General features: G+C 60.8%; 23 protein-coding genes and 2 tRNA genes. 16 read left to right on the top strand and 9 right to left on the bottom strand.

Going from position 1 to position 19473, the window contains the following annotated elements; translation table 11 throughout:
• Window positions 1-149: 149 nt before the first annotated feature.
• The gene (locus QM694_RS15405) at window positions 150-374 is read left to right on the top strand and encodes a helix-turn-helix domain-containing protein (protein ID WP_415007803.1); all 225 of its coding nucleotides are present in this window, start codon (window positions 150-152) and stop codon (window positions 372-374) included.
• A 39-nt stretch (window positions 375-413) separates the two neighbouring features.
• Here the strand turns inward: QM694_RS15405 and QM694_RS15400 are convergent, their stop codons facing one another.
• The 6 genes from QM694_RS15400 to QM694_RS15375 all read right to left on the bottom strand — a co-directional run bounded on the left by QM694_RS15400 (window position 414) and on the right by QM694_RS15375 (window position 4640).
• Entirely contained in the window at window positions 414-1610 is a 1197-nt protein-coding gene (locus QM694_RS15400) for a DUF2130 domain-containing protein (protein WP_415008645.1), read from the bottom strand.
• Window positions 1607-2320, bottom strand: a complete 714-nt coding sequence (locus tag QM694_RS15395) for a hypothetical protein (protein WP_415007802.1) — start codon at window positions 2318-2320, stop codon at window positions 1607-1609. The genes QM694_RS15400 and QM694_RS15395 overlap by 4 nt, the downstream gene beginning before the upstream one ends.
• A complete protein-coding gene (locus tag QM694_RS15390; RefSeq protein ID WP_415007801.1) occupies window positions 2317-3108 on the bottom strand; it encodes a hypothetical protein in 792 nt (263 codons plus the stop codon). Before QM694_RS15390 ends, QM694_RS15395 begins: the two co-directional genes overlap by 4 nt.
• A 10-nt stretch (window positions 3109-3118) precedes the next feature.
• Window positions 3119-3394, bottom strand: a complete 276-nt coding sequence (locus QM694_RS15385) for a DUF3768 domain-containing protein (protein ID WP_415007800.1) — start codon at window positions 3392-3394, stop codon at window positions 3119-3121.
• 283 nt (window positions 3395-3677) lie between these two features.
• Complete coding sequence (locus QM694_RS15380) at window positions 3678-4271, bottom strand: tyrosine-type recombinase/integrase (protein ID WP_415007799.1); 594 nt, start codon at window positions 4269-4271, stop codon at window positions 3678-3680.
• A gap of 294 nt (window positions 4272-4565) precedes the next feature.
• Window positions 4566-4640, bottom strand: a tRNA-Thr gene (locus QM694_RS15375).
• 92 nt (window positions 4641-4732) lie between these two features.
• Here QM694_RS15375 and QM694_RS15370 point away from each other — a divergent pair.
• From QM694_RS15370 to QM694_RS15350, 5 genes are all read left to right on the top strand, one after another.
• Entirely contained in the window at window positions 4733-4861 is a 129-nt protein-coding gene (locus tag QM694_RS15370) for a hypothetical protein (RefSeq protein ID WP_415007798.1), read from the top strand.
• Between the two features lie 96 nt (window positions 4862-4957).
• Window positions 4958-6250: a UDP-N-acetylglucosamine 1-carboxyvinyltransferase gene (murA, locus tag QM694_RS15365; protein ID WP_415007797.1), complete on the top strand. Its 1293-nt coding sequence runs from the start codon at window positions 4958-4960 to the stop codon at window positions 6248-6250.
• A gap of 3 nt (window positions 6251-6253) precedes the next feature.
• Window positions 6254-6673 carry a DUF2948 family protein gene (locus QM694_RS15360; protein ID WP_415007796.1) on the top strand — a complete coding sequence of 140 codons (420 nt, stop codon included), beginning with the start codon at window positions 6254-6256 and terminating at the stop codon, window positions 6671-6673.
• A 36-nt stretch (window positions 6674-6709) separates the two neighbouring features.
• Window positions 6710-7192 (top strand): UPF0262 family protein, encoded by a 483-nt coding sequence (locus QM694_RS15355; RefSeq protein WP_415007795.1) that lies wholly within the window; start codon window positions 6710-6712, stop codon window positions 7190-7192.
• 9 nt (window positions 7193-7201) lie between these two features.
• The gene (locus QM694_RS15350) at window positions 7202-7648 is read left to right on the top strand and encodes a low molecular weight phosphatase family protein (RefSeq protein WP_415007794.1); all 447 of its coding nucleotides are present in this window, start codon (window positions 7202-7204) and stop codon (window positions 7646-7648) included.
• A 43-nt stretch (window positions 7649-7691) separates the two neighbouring features.
• Here QM694_RS15350 and QM694_RS15345 read toward each other — a convergent pair whose 3' ends face one another.
• A complete protein-coding gene (locus QM694_RS15345; RefSeq protein ID WP_415007793.1) occupies window positions 7692-10268 on the bottom strand; it encodes a beta strand repeat-containing protein in 2577 nt (858 codons plus the stop codon).
• A 222-nt stretch (window positions 10269-10490) separates the two neighbouring features.
• Between QM694_RS15345 and infA the strand changes: the two genes are divergently transcribed.
• From infA to yacG, 3 genes are read left to right on the top strand one after another with little or no spacing between them, the layout of a single operon-like run.
• Window positions 10491-10709 (top strand): translation initiation factor IF-1, encoded by a 219-nt coding sequence (gene infA / locus QM694_RS15340; protein WP_415007792.1) that lies wholly within the window; start codon window positions 10491-10493, stop codon window positions 10707-10709.
• Window positions 10710-10715: 6 nt separating this feature from the next.
• Window positions 10716-11354 carry a Maf family nucleotide pyrophosphatase gene (locus tag QM694_RS15335; protein WP_415007791.1) on the top strand — a complete coding sequence of 213 codons (639 nt, stop codon included), beginning with the start codon at window positions 10716-10718 and terminating at the stop codon, window positions 11352-11354.
• Window positions 11354-11545, top strand: a complete 192-nt coding sequence (yacG, locus tag QM694_RS15330; RefSeq protein ID WP_415007790.1) for a DNA gyrase inhibitor YacG — start codon at window positions 11354-11356, stop codon at window positions 11543-11545. Before QM694_RS15335 ends, yacG begins: the two co-directional genes overlap by 1 nt.
• Window positions 11546-11594: 49 nt before the next feature.
• On the opposite strand, the gene QM694_RS15325 is transcribed toward yacG, so the two are convergent.
• Window positions 11595-13550 carry an MFS transporter gene (locus tag QM694_RS15325; RefSeq protein WP_415007789.1) on the bottom strand — a complete coding sequence of 652 codons (1956 nt, stop codon included), beginning with the start codon at window positions 13548-13550 and terminating at the stop codon, window positions 11595-11597.
• A 231-nt stretch (window positions 13551-13781) separates the two neighbouring features.
• Between QM694_RS15325 and QM694_RS15320 the strand changes: the two genes are divergently transcribed.
• Window positions 13782-13857: transfer RNA gene (locus QM694_RS15320), tRNA-Phe, on the top strand.
• 150 nt (window positions 13858-14007) lie between these two features.
• Window positions 14008-14373, top strand: coding sequence for a hypothetical protein (locus QM694_RS15315; RefSeq protein ID WP_415007788.1), 366 nt, complete (start codon window positions 14008-14010; stop codon window positions 14371-14373).
• Between the two features lie 128 nt (window positions 14374-14501).
• Here QM694_RS15315 and QM694_RS15310 read toward each other — a convergent pair whose 3' ends face one another.
• Window positions 14502-14786, bottom strand: coding sequence for a hypothetical protein (locus QM694_RS15310; RefSeq protein WP_415007787.1), 285 nt, complete (start codon window positions 14784-14786; stop codon window positions 14502-14504).
• A gap of 118 nt (window positions 14787-14904) precedes the next feature.
• Between QM694_RS15310 and QM694_RS15305 the strand changes: the two genes are divergently transcribed.
• From QM694_RS15305 to QM694_RS15285, 5 genes are all read left to right on the top strand, one after another.
• Window positions 14905-15699, top strand: a complete 795-nt coding sequence (locus QM694_RS15305) for an SDR family NAD(P)-dependent oxidoreductase (RefSeq protein WP_415007786.1) — start codon at window positions 14905-14907, stop codon at window positions 15697-15699.
• A gap of 130 nt (window positions 15700-15829) precedes the next feature.
• Window positions 15830-16210: an SxtJ family membrane protein gene (locus QM694_RS15300; RefSeq protein WP_415007785.1), complete on the top strand. Its 381-nt coding sequence runs from the start codon at window positions 15830-15832 to the stop codon at window positions 16208-16210.
• A 17-nt stretch (window positions 16211-16227) separates the two neighbouring features.
• Window positions 16228-16377, top strand: coding sequence for a DUF5989 family protein (locus QM694_RS15295; protein ID WP_415007784.1), 150 nt, complete (start codon window positions 16228-16230; stop codon window positions 16375-16377).
• An 11-nt stretch (window positions 16378-16388) separates the two neighbouring features.
• Window positions 16389-18224, top strand: a complete 1836-nt coding sequence (locus QM694_RS15290; protein WP_415007783.1) for a carbamoyltransferase — start codon at window positions 16389-16391, stop codon at window positions 18222-18224.
• Window positions 18225-18239: 15 nt separating this feature from the next.
• Window positions 18240-19454, top strand: coding sequence for a hypothetical protein (locus QM694_RS15285; protein ID WP_415007782.1), 1215 nt, complete (start codon window positions 18240-18242; stop codon window positions 19452-19454).
• Window positions 19455-19473: the final 19 nt, after the last annotated feature.

The following is a 19473-nucleotide window of genomic DNA, read 5'->3' as shown; positions in this document are numbered from 1 at the left end:
ACTTATTGGTGTGTCGTCATATCTTACGCAATTGCACCAGCCTTTCTGCTTCTAGCATTGGAGATACTGCACGTTCTTCTTATAACGTAGTAGAGAATACATAATATAGTTGATAAACTTGTCATTCGCAATGCGCTGCCATGCCCCACATGGACATGCGCAAGCTTGTGGGTAAGAACGTTTTGAAATTTCGCGAGGCGCGGGGGCTTACGCAGGAGCGCCTGGCTGAATTGTCGGGCTTCAGCCAACAATACATCAGCGGCTTAGAGCACGGTCGGCGCAATCCGACTATTGTCTCCATCTATGAGATCGCTGTGGCCCTCGGGGTGAGCCATGTCGATCTCGTCAAGGTTGAAGGCAAGAGCGTAAAATAGATCGCCTGCGGCGTTCGAAGGCGCGTTGCGGAGTCGGGTTTAGGGTGGGGTTGTCCCCGAGGCGATGAGCGGCAAATCCATGCCTTCGATGTCGCGAATATCCTTGCCCACAATGCCTTGCAGATCGCCATAAAGCCCAGCTGTTGTGTCAAGGACAGCGGAAATCTGCGCTTCGCGCTTGGCCCAAAGGCGCATCATCGCCTTGCGTTCCGAATTGAGATCGTCCCGCATGGTGTCAAACTGCTCGAGGATTGCCTCTACCCGGTGCCTGAACTTGGGGCCGGTGAGATAGCCGTAGACCAGCTCCATTTTGGTGTGCTGACCGTTTTGTGCCTGACGCGCCGCCGCAAGTTCAATCAGGGCTGACCGCAAAGCGACCGCCAGCGGCACCGCCAGCCGTGGTTCGACGACCCAAATTCCATCGATTTGATCAAAGGCTGTGAGGTCCTTGGGCCGCGCCGCCGAGACGAGCACGGCGATTTCAGCGTTGGCCGCCCGCTGGTCGGCTCTGAGCTTCGCAAGCCACCCCTCAGCCCAGTTCTTGGTACGTTTGGATTCCCACAAGATGGCACCGCATGGCTGCCCAAGGCTGCCGACCACGCGATGAATGATGTCTCCGCCAAACTCGCCCTTGCCGACCGGTTCGACGAGATCGGCGGCAAAGCGGCCACGCAGGGCTTGCTCCAGCTCCAGTTCGAGAACCTCGCCTTGGAGCTGCTGGGAGCCTTGCTCGGCCTTGCGGCGCAGTTCCTCGATTTGGCGTTGCATCCCCGATATCTTTTCGTCCCTCTCGGCGAGCTTGAGCTTTAGACCTTCCTCCGCATCACGTTTCGCTGTTTCTCGGGCCTCGTTGATTCCCTCGGCAATCTTCTTCTCGACGGTAAGGTCGAGCTCGCGGCGCTGGTCATCGAGCTCGCCCTGTTTCTTCAAATAATCGGCTTGGGCCTTTTGAGCCTCGGCCAGCTTGTGTTCCCGCTCCGTGAGGAGTTGCTGGATGCCAGCAAGCTCCTTGTCTTTCTGCTCCATCGCGGCCGCTGTCTGCTTTTTCGCCGTTTCGGCAGCCAATTTCTCGATGGACTGCCGCTCAGCCGCAAGTTTCCCGGCAAAGTCGGCATCCTTGGCGATTAGCCGCTTCTCGAACTCTTGCCGCGTCGCCGCAATCAAAGGCGCCGCAAGAGATTCGGTGAGCTTGATTTCAGACCGGCAACTCGGACAGATAATCGTTGGATCCATCATACTATCCTCGGGGTCCATTGCAGCTTTCCAGCTCCGACAACCACTTCGGCAGGTAAAGGGCAAGTGCTGTCCACCATAAACGTGAAAACCGCCCATGACCGGCCGTCCCTCTGGAGAGATTTGATGAACCTGCGTTTTGCCAGAGCGGCAGGGGTATTTTCGCCGCACCACTCCCAATATTCATCAGTTGGGCCCTCGCCAGCCAAGACCTCGAACCCCGGCTCAAACTCATCCTCTTCCTCGCAGTCGGGACAGCCAATTTGGTGCAAAGCCGGTTCGCCACGGAGGCGAGCAACCCGTCTGTGAATAAAGTTGCATGCCGTTGGAAGCCACCGAAGCGGGCTGGACAGTTCACACCACGACAACATGGCGGCCGTATTCATGCTGCCATTCGCCTGATATCCCGCAAGCAGCTTGTCGCATTGCACCGCCGCCTGCAAGACATCGACCATGGTGTTGCAGCCTTTGATCTCGATGCCAAAGGCCGCAACGCCCTCTTTGTCCAGCTCCTCCCATTGATCATACAGAGCCTCGCGAGACACCGTGCCATCGGTGACGGCAATAGCAAATGGCCGAGCCTCCGCTGTCCAGCCCAGTGAAGGCTGGCATACCATCTCGATGGAGAAGCCCCCCTTGTTTCCACCGAAGGCACCGATGGGGGCACTCACGAGTGTCGACAGCAAAGCCCTGCGGCTCAGTTCATGTTTCATTGGCATGACTCCTTCTTTTTTTCGCTTGGCAACCTTTGACCTCGCCGCATCATGGGTGGAGAAATGGTTCTTCGCTGCCGCTGTTTGGGAGACAGGGTGCGCTCCTGGACGGCAATCACGCCATAAATCCGTACCCAGTAGCGCGGGCTTCCCTTTCGCGCCCGCCGATAGTCAAGAGCGCATCCAGCGAGTTTGACATAGTGCGATCCATCGCTGTCGAGGATGCGCAAGGTACTTCCCGAGACGCCGGTGATCACCGTCCAGTGGTTGAAAGCCGCACCCTCGATGCCAGCCAAGATCGACCCAGTGCCTTGCCGCAAAAGCTGCCGGACGACGCGATCAAGCCGGTAGGCGGCCTGTTCGACATCCTTCCTTTTGAGCTGGCTGACCTTGAGTGTCTTCCCCGTGAATTGCGAGGCGGCAGCGGCTCCGTGGCGCGCGAGCCCAAGCATTTGGATGGCGAGGGTGCCGTGGAGAAAGAGACTGGCAAAGCGCCATTTGCGGTCAGCGAAGCGGACAAGCCCCTTCCACACAGCTGCCTCGTAATCCAAGGGCAGCCCGCCGTGAGGCGCCAGCGCGTGCCGTAGCCCATTCATCACCGCGTAAAGACCGCATAAGGCATCGCCATCTCCCTGCTGGAGCGGCCGGCGCATTTTTGACCGTGAAGGCCCCCGCGATACTCTTTCTTCGCTCACGGCCGAGATCGCCGAGAGGAAAGAGAGGACCAATTGGTCCTCCCCTATCGTTTGGCCGGTGGATGCTGGTGTTTCGTGTCCAGTATTGTTCATCAGCCCAGCCTCAATATTCCGAGGCCAGCATGACGGTCAGCACCCTGACCGTCACTTTGGGATCAGCGGGATCAGGCGAAAGATAGGTGCGCGACCGGTCATAGTAGTCGATTTTCCAGATGATCTTGTGGCCTTGGGCCTCGATCACCGCGCAGTCGTGTTCACTCCATGGATCATTATCCTCGCTAAAGGCGGCAAACTTTGCGACGGCCGTGAAGATCGCCTCGACCTCCACGAGGCCGAGCGCGGCAATGCCGTCTGTCATCATGATGACGCCGCCGAGCATGCGTGTCCTGAGACGGTCGTTAAGCTCCCGTATCCTGCACCTGCACCGCTTGGCCCCAAGATGCGGGCACTCGCCAAGCTGGCAGTCAGCGGGTTTGGTATGATTGTTCGTGTTTTGTTCTTTTTGAGAATGTGGCTTTCCTGTTTCCATATCGCTCATGGAACTCTCCTGTTGATGATGGTGGGGTGGCTTGAACTGGCAGCCGGCTACGCGTCAGCCAGCGCGCAGCGGGAAGAAAATGTTCTTACGTCTGGGAGCACGCAACTGGTGCGTGCGCGACCATTCACAGCAGCCGCAACAGCTTCCGCTGCGCGAGAGCATCGCCCTCGATATAGCCTTCGGTCGTTTGAATGGACCGATGCCCTGCCAACAGCTGCACGTCACGCAACGAACCTCCCGCCCTGTGCACGAGCCTGGCGGCATTGGTGATGAAGGTGCGGCGTCCTGAATGCGAAGAGCATCCAGCCAGCCCCAGTTCGGCGTAAAGGGCATGGAACCAGTTGACGACCGCCTTGGGGCTCATATGGGCACCGCGCGCCGACCTGATCACCGGCCCTTCCGCCATCGTGCGCCCAGCCCCTTCAAACTGGCGTTTCAACAAGTGGAGGGCCTTTCGAATATCCTCATGCATCGGCAAGCGCCGCCCTGAGCCATATTTCGCGACAGTGCCGGGTAGCTCGATAGCGTCACCGATTTCACCGTTACTGTCGGTGACCATTGTCCATGTGAGCTTGGCGATCTCTCCAGCACGAAGTCCGGCTTTCGTGCTGAGCAAGATCATAGCCTTGTTCCTCGTCCCGTGATGGCGCTTGGCGGCCAAGGAAATGGCGCGGCGCACGTCAATGGGGCGGAGAACCTTTGCAGGTTGTCCTTTCATGACGTTCCTCAAGATGTGGCAATTTGGGAAAATGCTGGGCGGTGGCCAAAAGAGGCCAATACCTCCCCAGTAGCCCTAGAATACCAAATCCCTAGAACCTTGTCAAGCCATTGAAAAACATGGATTTTATTGGCATTTAAGGTCGGCTGTGTACCGCGAATCCGCCGATTTCAGTGATAAATGCGCATTAATTACCAGTATTACGGCACCCCAAGCGGCATCCCAATCGCAAATCGCTTCGCCAAAAATAGGGCCTAGCATCATTAATCAAAGAACAAATTCAACAAGATGGAATGGTGCTGCCAGGGGGAATCGAACCCACGACCTCTCCCTTACCAAGGGAGTGCTCTACCACTGAGCTACGGCAGCATCGGCGTCCAAACGCGGGCGGACACATGCCACACGCGGGGGCGTTTCGCAACCCCGCTTGACGGGCGGCGAGGATAGGGGAAAATCCCCTGATGAAGCGTAAAGACACGGAAACGCAGGCCAAGAAAGACCGTCTGGCCAAGGCGCTGAAGGCCAATCTGGCCCGCCGCAAGGCCAAGGCTAGGGCCACCCCAAAGCCCTCAAAACCGCCTGCCGATTAGGGTTGCCGCAATTGGGCCATCTGTGCTTGTTACGCGCAATTCATGTGGGATGGCCCTGATTTGCACCAGCGGGGCCACGAGGATCAGGGGTAATTCATGGATCGTATCCGCATCCGCGGCGGCAACCGGCTGAACGGCACCATCGCCATTTCAGGCGCCAAGAACGCGGCCCTGCCGCTGATGATCGTGTCGCTGCTGACGCCCGAAACCCTCACCCTCTCCAACGTGCCGCGCCTCGCCGACGTGAAGCTGCTGCAACGCATCCTGCAGAATCACGGCGTCGACATCATGATCGCCGGCAAGCGCCCCGGCCAGAACGGCCAGTCCGGCGATACCAAGCAGCTTTCAGCGAAAACCATTGCCGATACGACCGCGCCCTATGAACTCGTTTCCAAGATGCGCGCCTCATTCTGGGTGCTGGGGCCACTGCTCGCCCGCTGCGGTGAGGCGAAGGTGTCTCTGCCCGGCGGCTGCGCCATCGGCACAAGGCCTGTGGACATGCATCTCCTCGCCATGGAGAAGCTGGGGGCTGAGATCGCTATCGAGAACGGCTATGTGATCGCCAAGGCGCCCAGGGGCCTCACCGGCGCGCGAATCAGCTTTGACAAGGTTTCGGTGGGCGCCACACATGCGGCGCTGATGGCCTCGGTTCTGGCCAAGGGTGACACGATCATCGAGAACGCGGCGCGCGAGCCCGAGATTGGCGACGTGGCCGAGTGCCTCGTCAAGATGGGGGCGAAGATCGAGGGCATTCATTCCTCCACCCTCAGGATTACCGGCGTCACCAGCCTGCATGGGTGCGAGCATGAGGTGATTGCTGACCGCATCGAAACCGGAACCTACGCCATGTGCGCAGGGATGACGGGCGGCGATGTGCTGCTCAAAGGTGCGCGCCCCGATACGCTGGGCGCGGTGATGGATGTGATGCGGCAAACCGGCATCGAGGTGACGGAAACCAATGACGGCATCCGCATCTACCGCAATGGCGCGGCACTTCAGCCCGTGAATGTGGACACGCAACCCTATCCGGGCTTTCCCACCGATTGCCAGGCGCAGCTCATGGCGCTGGTCACCAAGGCAAACGGCACCAGCATGATCCGCGAGACGATCTTCGAGAACCGCTTCATGCATGTGCAGGAGCTGGCGCGCCTGGGCGCAGACATTCATCTCCACGGCGATACGGCTGAGGTGCGCGGCGTCGCCAAGCTCACCGGCGCTCCGGTCATGGCCACCGATCTCCGCGCCTCCGTGTCGCTCGTCATCGCGGCCCTGGCGGCGGAAGGCGAGACGATGATCAACCGCGTCTATCATCTTGACCGCGGCTTCGAGACGCTGGAGGAAAAACTCCAGGCCTGCGGCGCCGATATCGAACGCATTTCCGGTAACTGAACCATGCTGGCCCTTGCGGCGCTCGATGCCGAGGATCTTTCCGTCATCTCGGCGCAGATGCAGGACGCCGTGCTGAAGCTTGGCGACATGTCCTATGTGCCGGCGCGCAAGCAGTTCGCGCTGGTGGCCAACCGCTATGCCTGGGACGATGCGAAGGAAAGGCAGCGCCGCCGCACAGGCCTTCATTTTGACAGGGTGCTGAAGGCGCAGTCGCACAATATCCGGCAGGGCGATGCGGAGGCCATCGTGTCGCTGCTCGCCATCAGTTTCGAGAAGGGCGATGAGCCTTCCGGCACCATCGTGCTCACCTTCGCGGGCGGCGGAGCCATCCGCCTCACCGTCGAATGCATCGAGGCCGAGTTGAAGGATTTAGGCCCCGCATGGGAAACCGCCCATACGCCCAGCCATGAGGACGGGGCCTAGCAGCCAGCCTCGCGTAACGGCTATGGTCTTCCTTCCATGACCGGCACACCCCACACCAACCGCCTGATCGCCGTCGATCTCGACCAGAGCATCGGCCATGGCCCAAGTGCGGAGGCCGACCACGAGCGCCGGGTAGCGATCTATGACCTGATCGAGGACAATCGTTTCACCCTTCTGGCGCATCCGGAAGGGCCTTACCGCCTTGAACTCTCCACCGCCGACGGCCGCCTGATGCTGGACGTGCGCAACGCGAAGGAAGAGCGGCTCACGCTGATCGGCCTTTCCATGTCGCCCTTCCGGCGCATCGTGAAGGATTATTTCCTGATCTGCGAAAGCTATTACGCTGCCATCCGCACCGCCACGCCGTCACAGATCGAAACCATCGACATGGCGCGGCGCGGGCTTCACAATGAGGGCAGTTCGCTGCTGCGCGAGCGGCTTTCCGGCAAGATCGATGTCGACTTCGAAACGGCGCGCCGCCTCTTCACGCTGGTCTGCGTGCTGCACTGGCGGGGCTGACGCACGGGGATGGCGGCAGATCTTCCCAGCGCCGTTCTCTTCGCCTGCACGCAGAATGTCATCCGTTCGGTGATGGCGGCGGCGATCATGCAGCATCTCTATGGCCACAAAGTCTATGTGGCGTCCTGCGGCGTGAAGCCGGGCGAGCGCGACCCGTTCGTCACGGCCGTCATGGAGGAGATCGGCATGGACGTCTCGAAGCACCGGCCGCAGGGCTTCGATGATCTTGAGGATTCGAGCTTCGATCTGGTGGTGTCGCTGTCGCCCGAAGCCCATCACCGGGCGCTGGAAATGACGCGCACCATGGCGATCGAGGCCGAATACTGGCCCACCCTCGATCCCTCGCTGGCGGCGGGAAGCCGCGAGCAAATTCTCGACAGCTACCGCGACGTGCGCGACCAGCTTTACACGCGAATCCGCAAACGCTTCGGCAGCGTGGCGGCGCGCGGCGTGTAAAAGGGCTCCCGGAGGAGCCCTTTCGCGTTTGCGTGCCTGGCGGTCAGACGATCACGAAATCGGCTGACGTCATCGCAAGGCCGGTGGCGATGGTGGCGAACTGGATGGCGGCGTGGGCGCCATTGCCGTCATCATCATAATAGAGTTTGCCGCTCACCGAGTCATAGATGATGCGGTCGGCAGCATCCGCCGCCGCCGTGCCGGTGACGAATCTCCCCGCCGCCAGCGTGCCGACGGGAATGGCCGCGAAGATCGTGTGGCTCAGCTCGATGGTGTCATCAGCCACGCTGAAGTCAGCGATATTATCGACATTGTCGGTGGCGTTCAGCGCGGTAGAGAACACGAAGGTATCAGCCTCGGTGCCGCCGTTCAGATAGTCATTGCCGGTGCCGCCATCGAGACGGTCGCTGTTGGCGGAGCCATAGAGCGTGTCGTTGCCGGTGCCGCCAATGAGCTTATCGTCTCCGACGCCACCATCCATGACATCATTGCCGGTGCCGCCGTTCAGCGTGTCATTGCCCACCTCTCCGTAGAGATAGTCATTGCCCGACGCGCCGAGGATGTTGTCATCACCCGCTTCGCCATGCAGACCGTCGTCGCCGTCGCCGCCATTGATGGTGTCGTTGCTGTTGTCGACATTGCCATTAGCAAAGCCACCATAGATCGTATCGTTGCCATCGCCGCCGATCAGATTGTCAACGCTGTCGCCGCCCACGAGATAATCGTTTCCGGCGCCGCCATTGAGCGTGTCGGTGCCTGATTCACCGTAGAGCTGATCGTTACCTTCGCCGCCCGTCAACTTGTCGGTTCCGACATTGCCATACATGGTGTCGTCGCCAGTGGTGCCGGTCACCGTGTCGTCGCCCGTACCGCCATAGAACCGGAACTTTTCGATGCCGGTGGTGATGCTGCCGTCGCTGGCGGCGGCAGCGCTGTTCACCACCATGGTGAGACCCACTGTGTCGGTGCTGCGGTTCAGCTCGAGATAGTCGAAGCCAGTCCCGCCATTGATGTTCTTCATGCCCAGCCAGGCATAGATCGAATCATCGCCTGCGCCGCCCACCACCGTGTCTGTGCCCGTCGCCGAACCGGTGTTGATGGTGTCATTGCCGATGCCGCCATTCAGATTGTCATTGCCATCCTCGCCATACAGATAGTCGTCGCCGGCAGCGCCAACGAGGACGTCGTTTCCGCCTTCCCCGTGCAGCGTATCGTTGCCGTCGCCGCCATTGATGGTGTCCTTGTTGTTATCGACCGTACTGTTGGCAAGGCCGCCCCAAATGGTGTCATCGCCGTCCTGGCCGTTCAGAACGTCGATATCGAGGCCGCCGACAATATAGTCATTGCCTGTGCCGCCATTGATGGTGTCGTTGTTCGATTCACCATAAAGGCTGTCGCCGCCATCGCCGCCGGTCAGCTTGTCGTTGCCGGAATTGCCGTGGATGATGTCATCGCCAGCCAAGGCGGTAATGGTGTCATTGCCCCCGCCGGCATCATACCGCAGCTTTTCAACCTGCGAGACAGTGGTGCCATCACTTCCCGCAACGCCATTCATCGTGAATGTGTATCCGGTGGCATCCGAGGTGCGGTCGATCTGCAGGTAATCGTAACCCGTTCCGCCGATGATGTGCTTTACGCCGGTCGAGGCATAGATCGCGTCATCACCAATGCCGCCATTGACGGTGTCCTCGCCGATGCCAGTGGTGATCGAATCAGCGCCATTGCCGCCGTTCAGCGTATCGTCGCCGTTCTCGCCGTAGAGATAGTCGTTGCCATCATCGCCATTGATGGTGTCGTTGCCATCCTCGCCATGCAGGGTGTCGTTGCCATCGCCGCCGCTGATCGTGTCCGCCGTCGGCTCGCTGGTGCCGCTGTTAAAACCGCCCCAGATCGTGTCGTTGCCGTCCTCGCCCTTCAGTGTGTCCAGCCCCGCGCCGCCGACGATATAGTCATTACCGGTGCCACCGTTGATCGTGTCGTTGTCGCCTTCGCCATAGAGGCTGTCACCGCCGTCGCCGCCATTCAGCGTATCGCCGCCAGCGCCGCCGTGAATCGTGTCGTCGAACACGCCGCCGGTGATGATATCCACGCCGGTGCCGGCCCAGTAAATCAGCCGCTCGACACTGGTGGTGATCGATCCGTCGCTTCCCGCCGGGCCATTGAGGGTGAAGGTGAAGCCGGTGCCCACCGTCGTCCGGTCAAAATAGATGGTGTCGAAGCCGGTGCCGCCGTCAAAATTGACCTGTCCGACTGACGCCGTGAGATAATCATCGCCCGCGCCACCCGTCACGGTGTCGTTGCCCGCGCCGGTATAGATGCTGTCAGCGCCATTGCCGCCGTTCAGCGTGTCGTTGCCGTCGTCGCCATAGATATAGTCATTGCCGTCATCGCCGTTGATGATGTCGTTGCCGGCCTCGCCATGCAGAGTGTCGTTGCCGTCGCCACCGCTGATCGTATCGGCGCTGTTGTCCACCGTGGAGCTGGCATAGCCGCCATAGATGGTGTCATTGCCGTCCAGGCCATTCAGCGTGTCGGCGCCGTCATTGCCTTGAATATAATCGTCGATCAGGCTGCCATTTATGGTGTGGCCGCCTGCGGTCGTATCATAGATATTGGGCATGGGGGTTCCTCCAGTTCGCGCAAAACCAGGCCACCGGTACACGGTGGATGTGACAGTGGATTGCACCCCTCGCGGCGGATGCTAGCGGCAGAACTTCAGTTCTGTCCAGCGCCTTGTCTGTGCTGAAGATCACAGTCGGGCATCGGGGTTCAGCAGCATGCTTGATTTTGCCGCTCAACAAGACCATGTTCCGCCGCAAATCGCGCCAACCCAAGGAAAAATATGGCCAAGGAAGAACAGCTGGAATTTGACGGCACCGTCACCGAGCTTCTGCCCAACGCGACGTTCCGCGTAAAGCTCGACAACAGTCACGAAATCATCGCCCATACGGCGGGAAAAATGCGCAAGAACCGCATCCGCGTTCTGGCGGGGGATCGCGTTACCGTCGAGATGACGCCCTATGATCTCACCAAGGGCCGCATCAACTACCGTTTCAAGTAACCGCCCATGGCGGCCGATCCGGTCAAGCTGGTTCTCGCCAGCGCCTCGCCAAGGCGGCTGGCGCTTCTGGAGCGCGTGGGCCTCAAGCCTGATCTGCTGAACCCGGCGGATGTCGACGAGACACCGCACAAGCGGGAAAGCCCAAGGGCTTTGTCGATCCGCCTGGCACTGGAAAAAGCCAAGGCAGCGCGGGAGATGCCGCAGGTCAAGGCGCAGGGTTCCAATGCCTTCGTGCTGGCCGCCGACACGGTGGTCGGCCTCGGCCGCCGCATTCTGCCCAAGGCCGAAACCTCTGACGAAGCGGAAGATTGCCTGTGGCTTCTCTCAGGCCGGGCCCACAAGGTCTATTCCACCGTTTGCCTCATTGCTCCGGGCGGGCGCACCACCAGCCGCTGTGTTGAAACCAAGGTGCGCTTCAAGCGCCTGTCGCGGGAAGATGTCAAAAGTTACATCGCCGGAGACGAATGGCGCGGCAAGGCGGGAGGCTACGCCATCCAGGGCCGCGCCGAAGCCTTCGTGCGCATGCTCACGGGCTCGCATTCCGGCGTCATCGGCCTGCCGCTCTATGAAACCGTTTCGCTGCTGGAGGGCGGCGGCTATCCGGTCTTTCACTCCTGGATAACCCAGACGCCGGACCTTGCCTGATGGCGGAGGTGGTGCAATTGCGCCCCAAGCGGCCCTGCCCCATCTGCGGCAAGGCCTCCACGCAGAAATTCCACCCATTCTGTTCCAGCCGCTGCGCGCAGGTGGACCTGCACCGCTGGCTGGGCGGCGCCTATGCGATCCCCGTCGCCGAAACGGAAGACGAAGACGGCGGCACGCCGGAGGAGACATAAAAAGCCCGGCTGAATCGCTCAGCCGGGCTTTTCTCTCAGATGCGCGCGATCACTTGTGGAGATCGACGTCCTTGGTTTCGCGGATGAACAGCATGCCGACCACCAGCGTCATCGCCGCGATGATAATCGGATACCACAGCCCCGAGTAAATATTGCCGTTGGCCGCCACGATCGCGAAGGCGAAGGTGGGCAGCAGGCCGCCAAACCAGCCGTTGCCGATGTGATAGGGCAGCGACATGGAGGTGTAGCGGATGCGGGTGGGGAACATTTCCACCAGCATGGCGGCGATCGGCCCATAGACCATGGTGACATAGAGCACGAGGATCCACAGCAGGAACACCACCATGCCGGTGTGCATCTGCGCCGGATCGGCCTTGGCCGGATAACCCGCTGCCTTCAACGCACCCGACAGCGTTCCCGCGAAGCCGTCGGATACCGCCGCCGTAAAGCCGCCGGTCTTGACGGCCGAATCAACGATCTTGCCCAGTTCCGCCGCCTTGTCGGTGGCGTTCTTGTAGGCATCGCTGTTCATGCCCGCCGCGATCAGCGCCGAGAGCGTCTTGGCTTTCGTGGGATCGGCATTGGCGCGCCCGTCCTTAAGGCCCGCCGCCGTAACGAAGTCGGAGATGGCCGTATCCGCCGCCGTGGCCGCCGCAGCGATCCCCGCTTCTCCTGCCGCCTTGAGGCTGGTGGCGAGATCGGCATTCTTGGCCTTCGTATCAGCCGCCAGCTTGACAGCATCGAAGGACGGCACCGTCACGTCGCCGATCTTGATGGAGGCAGCACCCGCCGGGCCTGCCGCATTGGTGTAGGGCACACCCGCCTTTACCAGCGCCGTCTTGGCGGTGTCGCAGGCGGAGGTGAATTTGGAGGTGCCGACCGGATTGAACTGGAAGGAACAATCCGCCGGATCGGCCGTCACCGTCACCGGCGATTTCTGTTGCGCCTCATAGAGCGCCGGGTTGGCATATTCGGTGATCGCCTTGAAGATCGGGAAGTATGTCAGCGCCGCCAGCAGGCAGCCCGCCATGATGATCGGTTTCCTCCCGATCTTGTCGGAAAGCCAGCCGAAGAAGATGAAGAACGGCGTTCCCAGCGCCAACGCCCCGGCGATCATCAGGTTGGCAGGCGTGGCATCTACCTTCAGCGTCTGAGTCAGGAAGAAGAGCGCATAGAACTGGCCGGTGTACCACACCACCGCCTGCCCGGCGGTCAGGCCCAGCAGCGCCAGGATGACGAGCTTGAGGTTCGGCCATTGAGCGAAGCTGTCGCGCAGCGGCGAGCTCGATCCCTTGCCCTCCGCCTTCATCTGCTGGAAGACGGGTGATTCATTCAGCTTGAGACGGATCCACACCGAGATCGCCAGCAGGATGGCCGACAGCAGGAAGGGTATGCGCCAGGCCCAGGTTTCAAAGGCGGTCGCGGCGCCCGGCGCATCCGAGACCGGCTGCGAGAACCAGGTACGGCAGGCCAGAATCACGAGGAGCGACAGGAACAGGCCCAGCGTCGCCGTGGTCTGGATCCAGCTTGTATAGAGGCCGCGCTTGTCATGCGGCGCGTGCTCGGCGACATAAGTCGCGGCACCGCCATATTCGCCGCCCAGCGCCAGGCCCTGCAACACGCGCAGCAGGACGAGGATGACCGGCGCCGCCATGCCGATCGTTGCATAGTTCGGCAAAAGGCCCACGCCGAAGGTCGAAAGACCCATGATCAGGATGGTGATCAGGAAGGTGTATTTACGCCCAACGAGATCGCCCAAACGCCCGAACACCAGTGCGCCGAAGGGCCGGACGATGAAGCCCGCCGCGAAGGCGGCCAGAGCGAAGATGAAGCCCGCCGTTTCATTGACGCCGGAGAAGAACTGCTTGGCGATGATCGCCGCCAGCGAGCCGTAAAGGTAGAAATCATACCACTCGAACACCGTGCCCAGAGACGATGCGAATACCACCGTCGCCTTGCTCTGGTCGAGATCGCCATCGACGACTTTCGCGGCAGCCTTTGCCATGTGTATCCCCCACTTTGAATGCCGCTCTTGTGGCGGCTGTTGGCCCGACTTCCCCGTTCAGGGGGGAATCTGACATCGATTCTTAACAACGATAAAGGTGCACCGTCATCAAGAATCTGACCAGCGCGGCAATTCAGGCGCAAAAGCCCGTTATTGCAGCGCGAAAAGGGTCTGGACGTTTCTGTTGCATGGCCCAGAACGATCCCCTATACAGCGCCCGTCCAACAGCGTGCCCAGGTAGCTCAGTTGGTAGAGCAGCGGACTGAAAATCCGCGTGTCGGTGGTTCAATTCCGCCCCTGGGCACCATTTTCCTCCAAAATTTGTTTCATCAAATGGCCAGCCAAACGGCAGCGGTCATGAATGTCCGGTGAACGCCGCATTCCGGCGCGCTTCAGGCTCATGGCCTCAAGGTGACAGCATCGGGACGGCAATCCGACGCCAACACAGGAGGTCACCATGAACCGGATTTCTCAGGCCCTGCTCGCCGCAGGATTGTTTGCAGCAGCATTTGGAACAGCTCACGCGGCTGAATATCACCCGTCCAGAGCTGCGCTGATCGAGGCATGCCACAACACAACGGGCTGCGAGATGAATGGCGTGAATGACAATGTCGCCGGATGCAGCCCGTTGGCTTGCTTCGTGTGCGAGGGTGAAAAATGCCGGGGCTGGATGAAGCCGCAGCAGCCGAAGCTCGTGAAAAATGGCATCCGCCCGAGGACACTGGCGGCGCCAGTCCACGGCATCAAGGCCGCCACCATCCACACCCTGCCGAAACTCCCGGCCACTTACATCCCGAAGACGATCCACGTTTCCATGCAATAGGGATGGCCGGCATGCGCTTCCCGCACCCAGCTGCCTGATGCGATCCATAGAAAAGCCCGCCCCCACTCCGCAGTCTTGCGGCGAGAGGACGGGCGAAAGAATCAAACAGAGTGATTGACGCGGGGCGCTTACGCCGCCTTGTTCTTGATGGCGCCGATGATGGCGGTCAGGATCGCCCCGCCCGCGCCGCCCGCGACGAGCTGGCTGATCACGCCGCCGACACTCAGGTTGCCGGCTTGCGCCGCTGCCGAGATCGCCGGGATCAGCAGCGAAACAATCTGCCCTAGCACGCCGCCGCCGATGGCGCCCGCGATGGTGTTGCCGAGCGTTCCCATGTCGAAGCCCGACGAGGCCTTGCCCGCCGCATTGCCGCCAATCGCACCGGCGATCAGGTTGATGATGATCTGTTCCATGATGTCCTCCCCAGACGTGCAATGGTGCGCATAAGCTTAACCTCCCGTCAATGGGCTCGCGGGGATATGCAGTCCCGCATGTGATGCCCTAAGCTCGCGCAACAACAGGGAGAACGTCATGGCAGGGGTTTCATCTTATTCCGGCATCTTCAGGCTCGATGGCCGCACGGCGATTGTCACCGGCGGCTCGCGCGGCATTGGCCTCGCGCTGGCGGAAGGGCTGGCAGCGCATGGCGCGGACATCGCCATCGTCGTGAAGTCGACGGTGGACCGTGCGGAAGAGGCCGCGAAAGCGATCCGCGCCACAGGCCGCCGCGCCATGGTGGTTCAGGCCGATGTCGCCAACGAAGCCGATACGATCCGCATGGCCGATGAGGTCACCGCCGTCTGGGGCCATATCGACATTCTCGTCAACAATGCCGGGATCGTGCTCCCCGCGCGGGCGGAGGACTGCCCGCTCGACACCTGGCGGCAGACCATGGCGGTGAACCTCGACGGCGTGTTCCTCGCCTCGCGCGCGGTGGGCCGCCAGATGATCAAACAGAAGTCGGGATCGATCATCAACATCGGTTCGATGTCGGGGCGCATCGTCAACTGGCCGTTCCGGCATGCCGCCTACAATGTCTCGAAGGCCGGCGTGCACATGCTCACCAAATGCCTCGCCACCGAATGGGCGGAATTCAATATCCGCGTCAACGCGCTGGCGCCGGGCTATATTTTCACCGAACTTACCGATGAGGTGCTGCGCGAACATCCCGATGTGGTGAACGATGTGTGGGCCAAGGGCGCGGTTCAGAACCGCATTGGCAGCGTGGAGGAACTGGTGGGCGCGACCGTCTATCTTGCCTCCAGCGCAGCGAGCTTCACGACGGGCGAGATCATCACCATCGACGGCGGCCTTACGCTGCGCTGAGCGGGCTGCCAGGGCATCTGGCTGCTTGCTCCTTAGTTATTTCAAATGCTATGAAATCGCCAAATTCAGATAGGCGGCATCTGATATGACGTTCGAGGCTCATCCAAAATCAAGGCCTGATGACACGAAAATGCCATCCGAAAGGAATTTCGGACTGACGTTTGCGGGCGTCTTCGCGTTCATCGGACTCATCAAATGGGTTCTGGGCGGCGACGTCAGATGGTGGGCGCTTGGCGTTTCCGCCCTGTTCGCCGCTTTCACCTTCGCCGCTCCTTCGGCGCTCCGGCCGCTCAATGGCCTGTGGTTCAAGCTCGGGCAACTCCTCCACCGGATTATCAATCCGATTGTCCTCAGCCTGCTCTTCGTGGCCGTCATTGTTCCGATGTCGCTGGTCATGCGGGCCATGGGAAAGAAATTCTTGACTCTGGGCTTTGAGCCCGATGCGCGCAGTTACTGGATCACGCGCGATCCAGCGGAGTCCAATCCCTCCTCCATCCGCAACCAGTTTTGAATTCAAAGGCGATCCGCATGTCGTTTCTGGCAGAACTCCTCGCTTTCGTGCGCCAGCGCAAGAAGTTCTGGCTGCTTCCCCTGCTGATCATCCTTGTGGTGTTTGGCGGCCTTCTGATCCTCGCCAAGGGCAGCGCCGTCGCTCCTTTCATCTACACCATTTTCTGACGGGCCCGACGGTGCGCTTTCTTGGCCTTTCCGCCTATTATCACGACAGCGCCGCCGCTCTCGTGGAGGATGGCCGCATCGTCGCCGCTGCGCAGGAGGAGCGTTTCACCCGCCAGAAGCACGACGCGCGCTTTCCGGCCAACGCCGTGCAATATTGCCTGGAGACGGCGGGAACCACGCTTTCCGGCATCGACCATGTGGTTTTCTACGACAAGCCCTTTCTCAAATTCGAGCGCCTGCTTGAAACCTATCTCGCCTTCGCGCCGAAGGGCTTCGCCTCCTTCCGCATGGCCATGCCGGTGTGGCTGCGCGAAAAACTGTTTCAGAAGGACTTGCTGAAATCCGAGCTGCGCAAGCTCGACAAGGCGTTCGATCCGAAAAAGCTGCTCTTTACCGAACACCACATGAGCCACGCGGCGAGCGCCTTTTATCCCTCGCCGTTTGCCGGGGCCGCCGTGCTTACGATGGATGGGGTTGGAGAATGGGCCACCACATCGCTTGCCATTGGCCAGGGCAGCGATCTCTGCATGGAGCGCGAAATTCACTTTCCTCACTCCCTGGGCCTGCTTTATTCGGCTTTTACTTATTATACCGGCTTCAAGGTCAATTCCGGCGAATACAAGATCATGGGGCTCGCCCCCTATGGCGAGCCGCGTTTTGCAAAGGTCATCCGGGACAATCTGATCGATCTCAAGGAAGACGGAAGCTACCATCTCAACATGGACTATTTCGACTACGCCACCGGCCTTACCATGACCAACGGGCGTTTCGACGCGCTGTTCGGCGGCCCGCCGCGCAAGCCTGAACAGCTGCTCACGCAGCGCGAGATGGACCTTACCGCATCCGTGCAGGCGGTGCTGGAAGACGCCGTGCTGGCGCTGACGCGGTCGATCGCCCGGGAAACCGGCCACAAGAACCTGTGCCTCGCCGGCGGCGTGGCGCTCAACTGCGTGGCCAATGGAAAGATCCTGCGGGATGGCCGGTTCGAGAACATCTGGGTGCAACCCGCCTCCGGCGACGCAGGCGGCGCGCTGGGAGCGGCGCTTTATGCAAGCCACGCTTTCGCAAATGCGCCGCGCCAGGCTGTACGGCCGGGCGGCGACGGAATGTCGGGCGCCTATCTCGGGCCTGACTATGGCCAGCAGGATATCGAAGCGCGGCTTGCCGCGGCGGGCGCCAAATTCACCGTTCATGGCGATGACGAGCTGATCGCCATTGCCGCGCAGGCAATTGCGGCTGGAAGCGCTGTGGGCTGGTTCCAGGGACGGATGGAGTTTGGCCCGCGCGCGCTCGGCAACCGTTCGATCCTCGGCGACGCACGCTCGCCGGAGATGCAGCAGATTCTGAATCTGAAGGTCAAGTACCGCGAGTCGTTCCGTCCATTTGCGCCTTCGGTTCTTCGCGAAGACGTGGCTGGCTGGTTCGAGATCGATGTCGATTCACCCTACATGCTGATGGTCGCGGATGTCGCGAAAGAGCACCGGCGAAAAATGACGCCCGCCCAAGAGGCACTGTTCGGCATCGACAAGCTGAACGTGCCGCGCTCGGACATTCCGGCCGTCACGCATGTCGATTATTCGGCGCGAATCCAGACTGTGCATTCGGACACCAACCCGCGCTATCACGCGCTGATCTCGAAGTTCAAGCAGATCACCGGGTGCCCGGTCATCGTCAACACGAGCTTCAATGTGCGCGGCGAGCCGCTGGTGTGCACGCCGGAAGATGCCTTCCGCTGCTTCATGGGCACCAGGATCGAACTTCTCGCCGTCGGCAACTGCATTCTCCGCAAGGAAGATCAGGATCCGTCATTGCAACAAAACTACGAAACAGCATTCGAACCCGACTAAAGAAGGAACCCGTCCATGGCTGCCCGCCGCACTGCGCTTTTTGGAGCCGTGACAGTCCTCTTTACCCTTCTTCTCGCGCTCGGCCTGCTGGAGGTGCTGCTGCGCATCGACCCGTCGCTCATGGGCGTGGCGCAGATCGACCGCATGACGCCGAGCCTTCGCAGCGAGATCGCCGCGCGGCTTGGTCTTTCGACCAAGACGACACGCCCTGTCTTGCCGTCGGCCGGGCGCTTCGACCACGGCCCGGATATTTTCCTGATGGAACCCAACGCCGTCCACGTCATCCGCGCCGATGCCGCCGACCTGCAACTGGGCGCCATCGAGGATCACCTCATGGATGCCAAAGGCTTCTACAATCCGCCCGGAAAATCCGGGCGGGAGGCCACCGACTACATCATGGCCGGGGATTCCTTCGTATGCTGCGTCGGCGTGAAGGCGGATGAAACATCGTCCGCGGTGCTGGAAACGCTGACCGGAAAACAGACCTATAATCTCGGCATTCCCGGCACTGGCCCCTATGAATACACCGAGATTGTGCGCAGGTTTGGCGTGCCGCTTCATCCCAAGACCGTGATCTTCAACATTTATGAGGGCAACGACTTGCGTGATGTGATGCGCTTCAACGACTTCCGGGATGGCAAGGTGCTCAAGCGCAAGAAGGAGCCGATGGGCGGCCCCTTCGCCGTCAGCTATGCCCTTGCTTTCATCAAGGCATCGCTTGAAAACCTGGCGAAAGGCCTATCAAGAAAATCCGGCGTGACTTTCACTTACACGGTGACATCGCAGGGCATGCCTATCGCTATGAATGTCACCAACGCCGACGGCGACGAAGTCAGGATGGCCAAGCGGATCGTTTCCGGCGATGTGCCGCCGTCACTCTACGGGGCGCCGGTGCGCGCCTTCGTCGAACTCGCCAGCGCCAGCGGCTTCAAGCCGGTCTGCACCTATATTCCCTCCGCCTACACGGCCTATCGCGGGCATGTGGCGTTCGACGATCCCGCCAACGGCGCGGCGCTCGAGCAGGCCAGCGACATGACGCGCGAATGGCTGGCCGGCAATGTGCCGCAGCTCGGCTGCGCCTATCTTGATCTCGTACCGGCGTTTCAGGCAGCGGCCTCCCGCGGCGCGCTCACGCATTTCCCCGCCAATGTCCATTTGACGCCCTATGGCCATACAACGGTCGCAGCCGCGGTGGCGGGTTTTCTCGCGGCCCAGCCCGGCGCGAATTAAAACTCCGCGAGGCCGGCGT

The sequence above is a fragment of the Aestuariivirga sp. genome, from assembly GCF_047602625.1.
In the GTDB taxonomy this organism is placed as follows: domain Bacteria; phylum Pseudomonadota; class Alphaproteobacteria; order Rhizobiales; family Aestuariivirgaceae; genus Aestuariivirga.
This window is presented reverse-complemented; position numbering and strand designations above follow the sequence as displayed.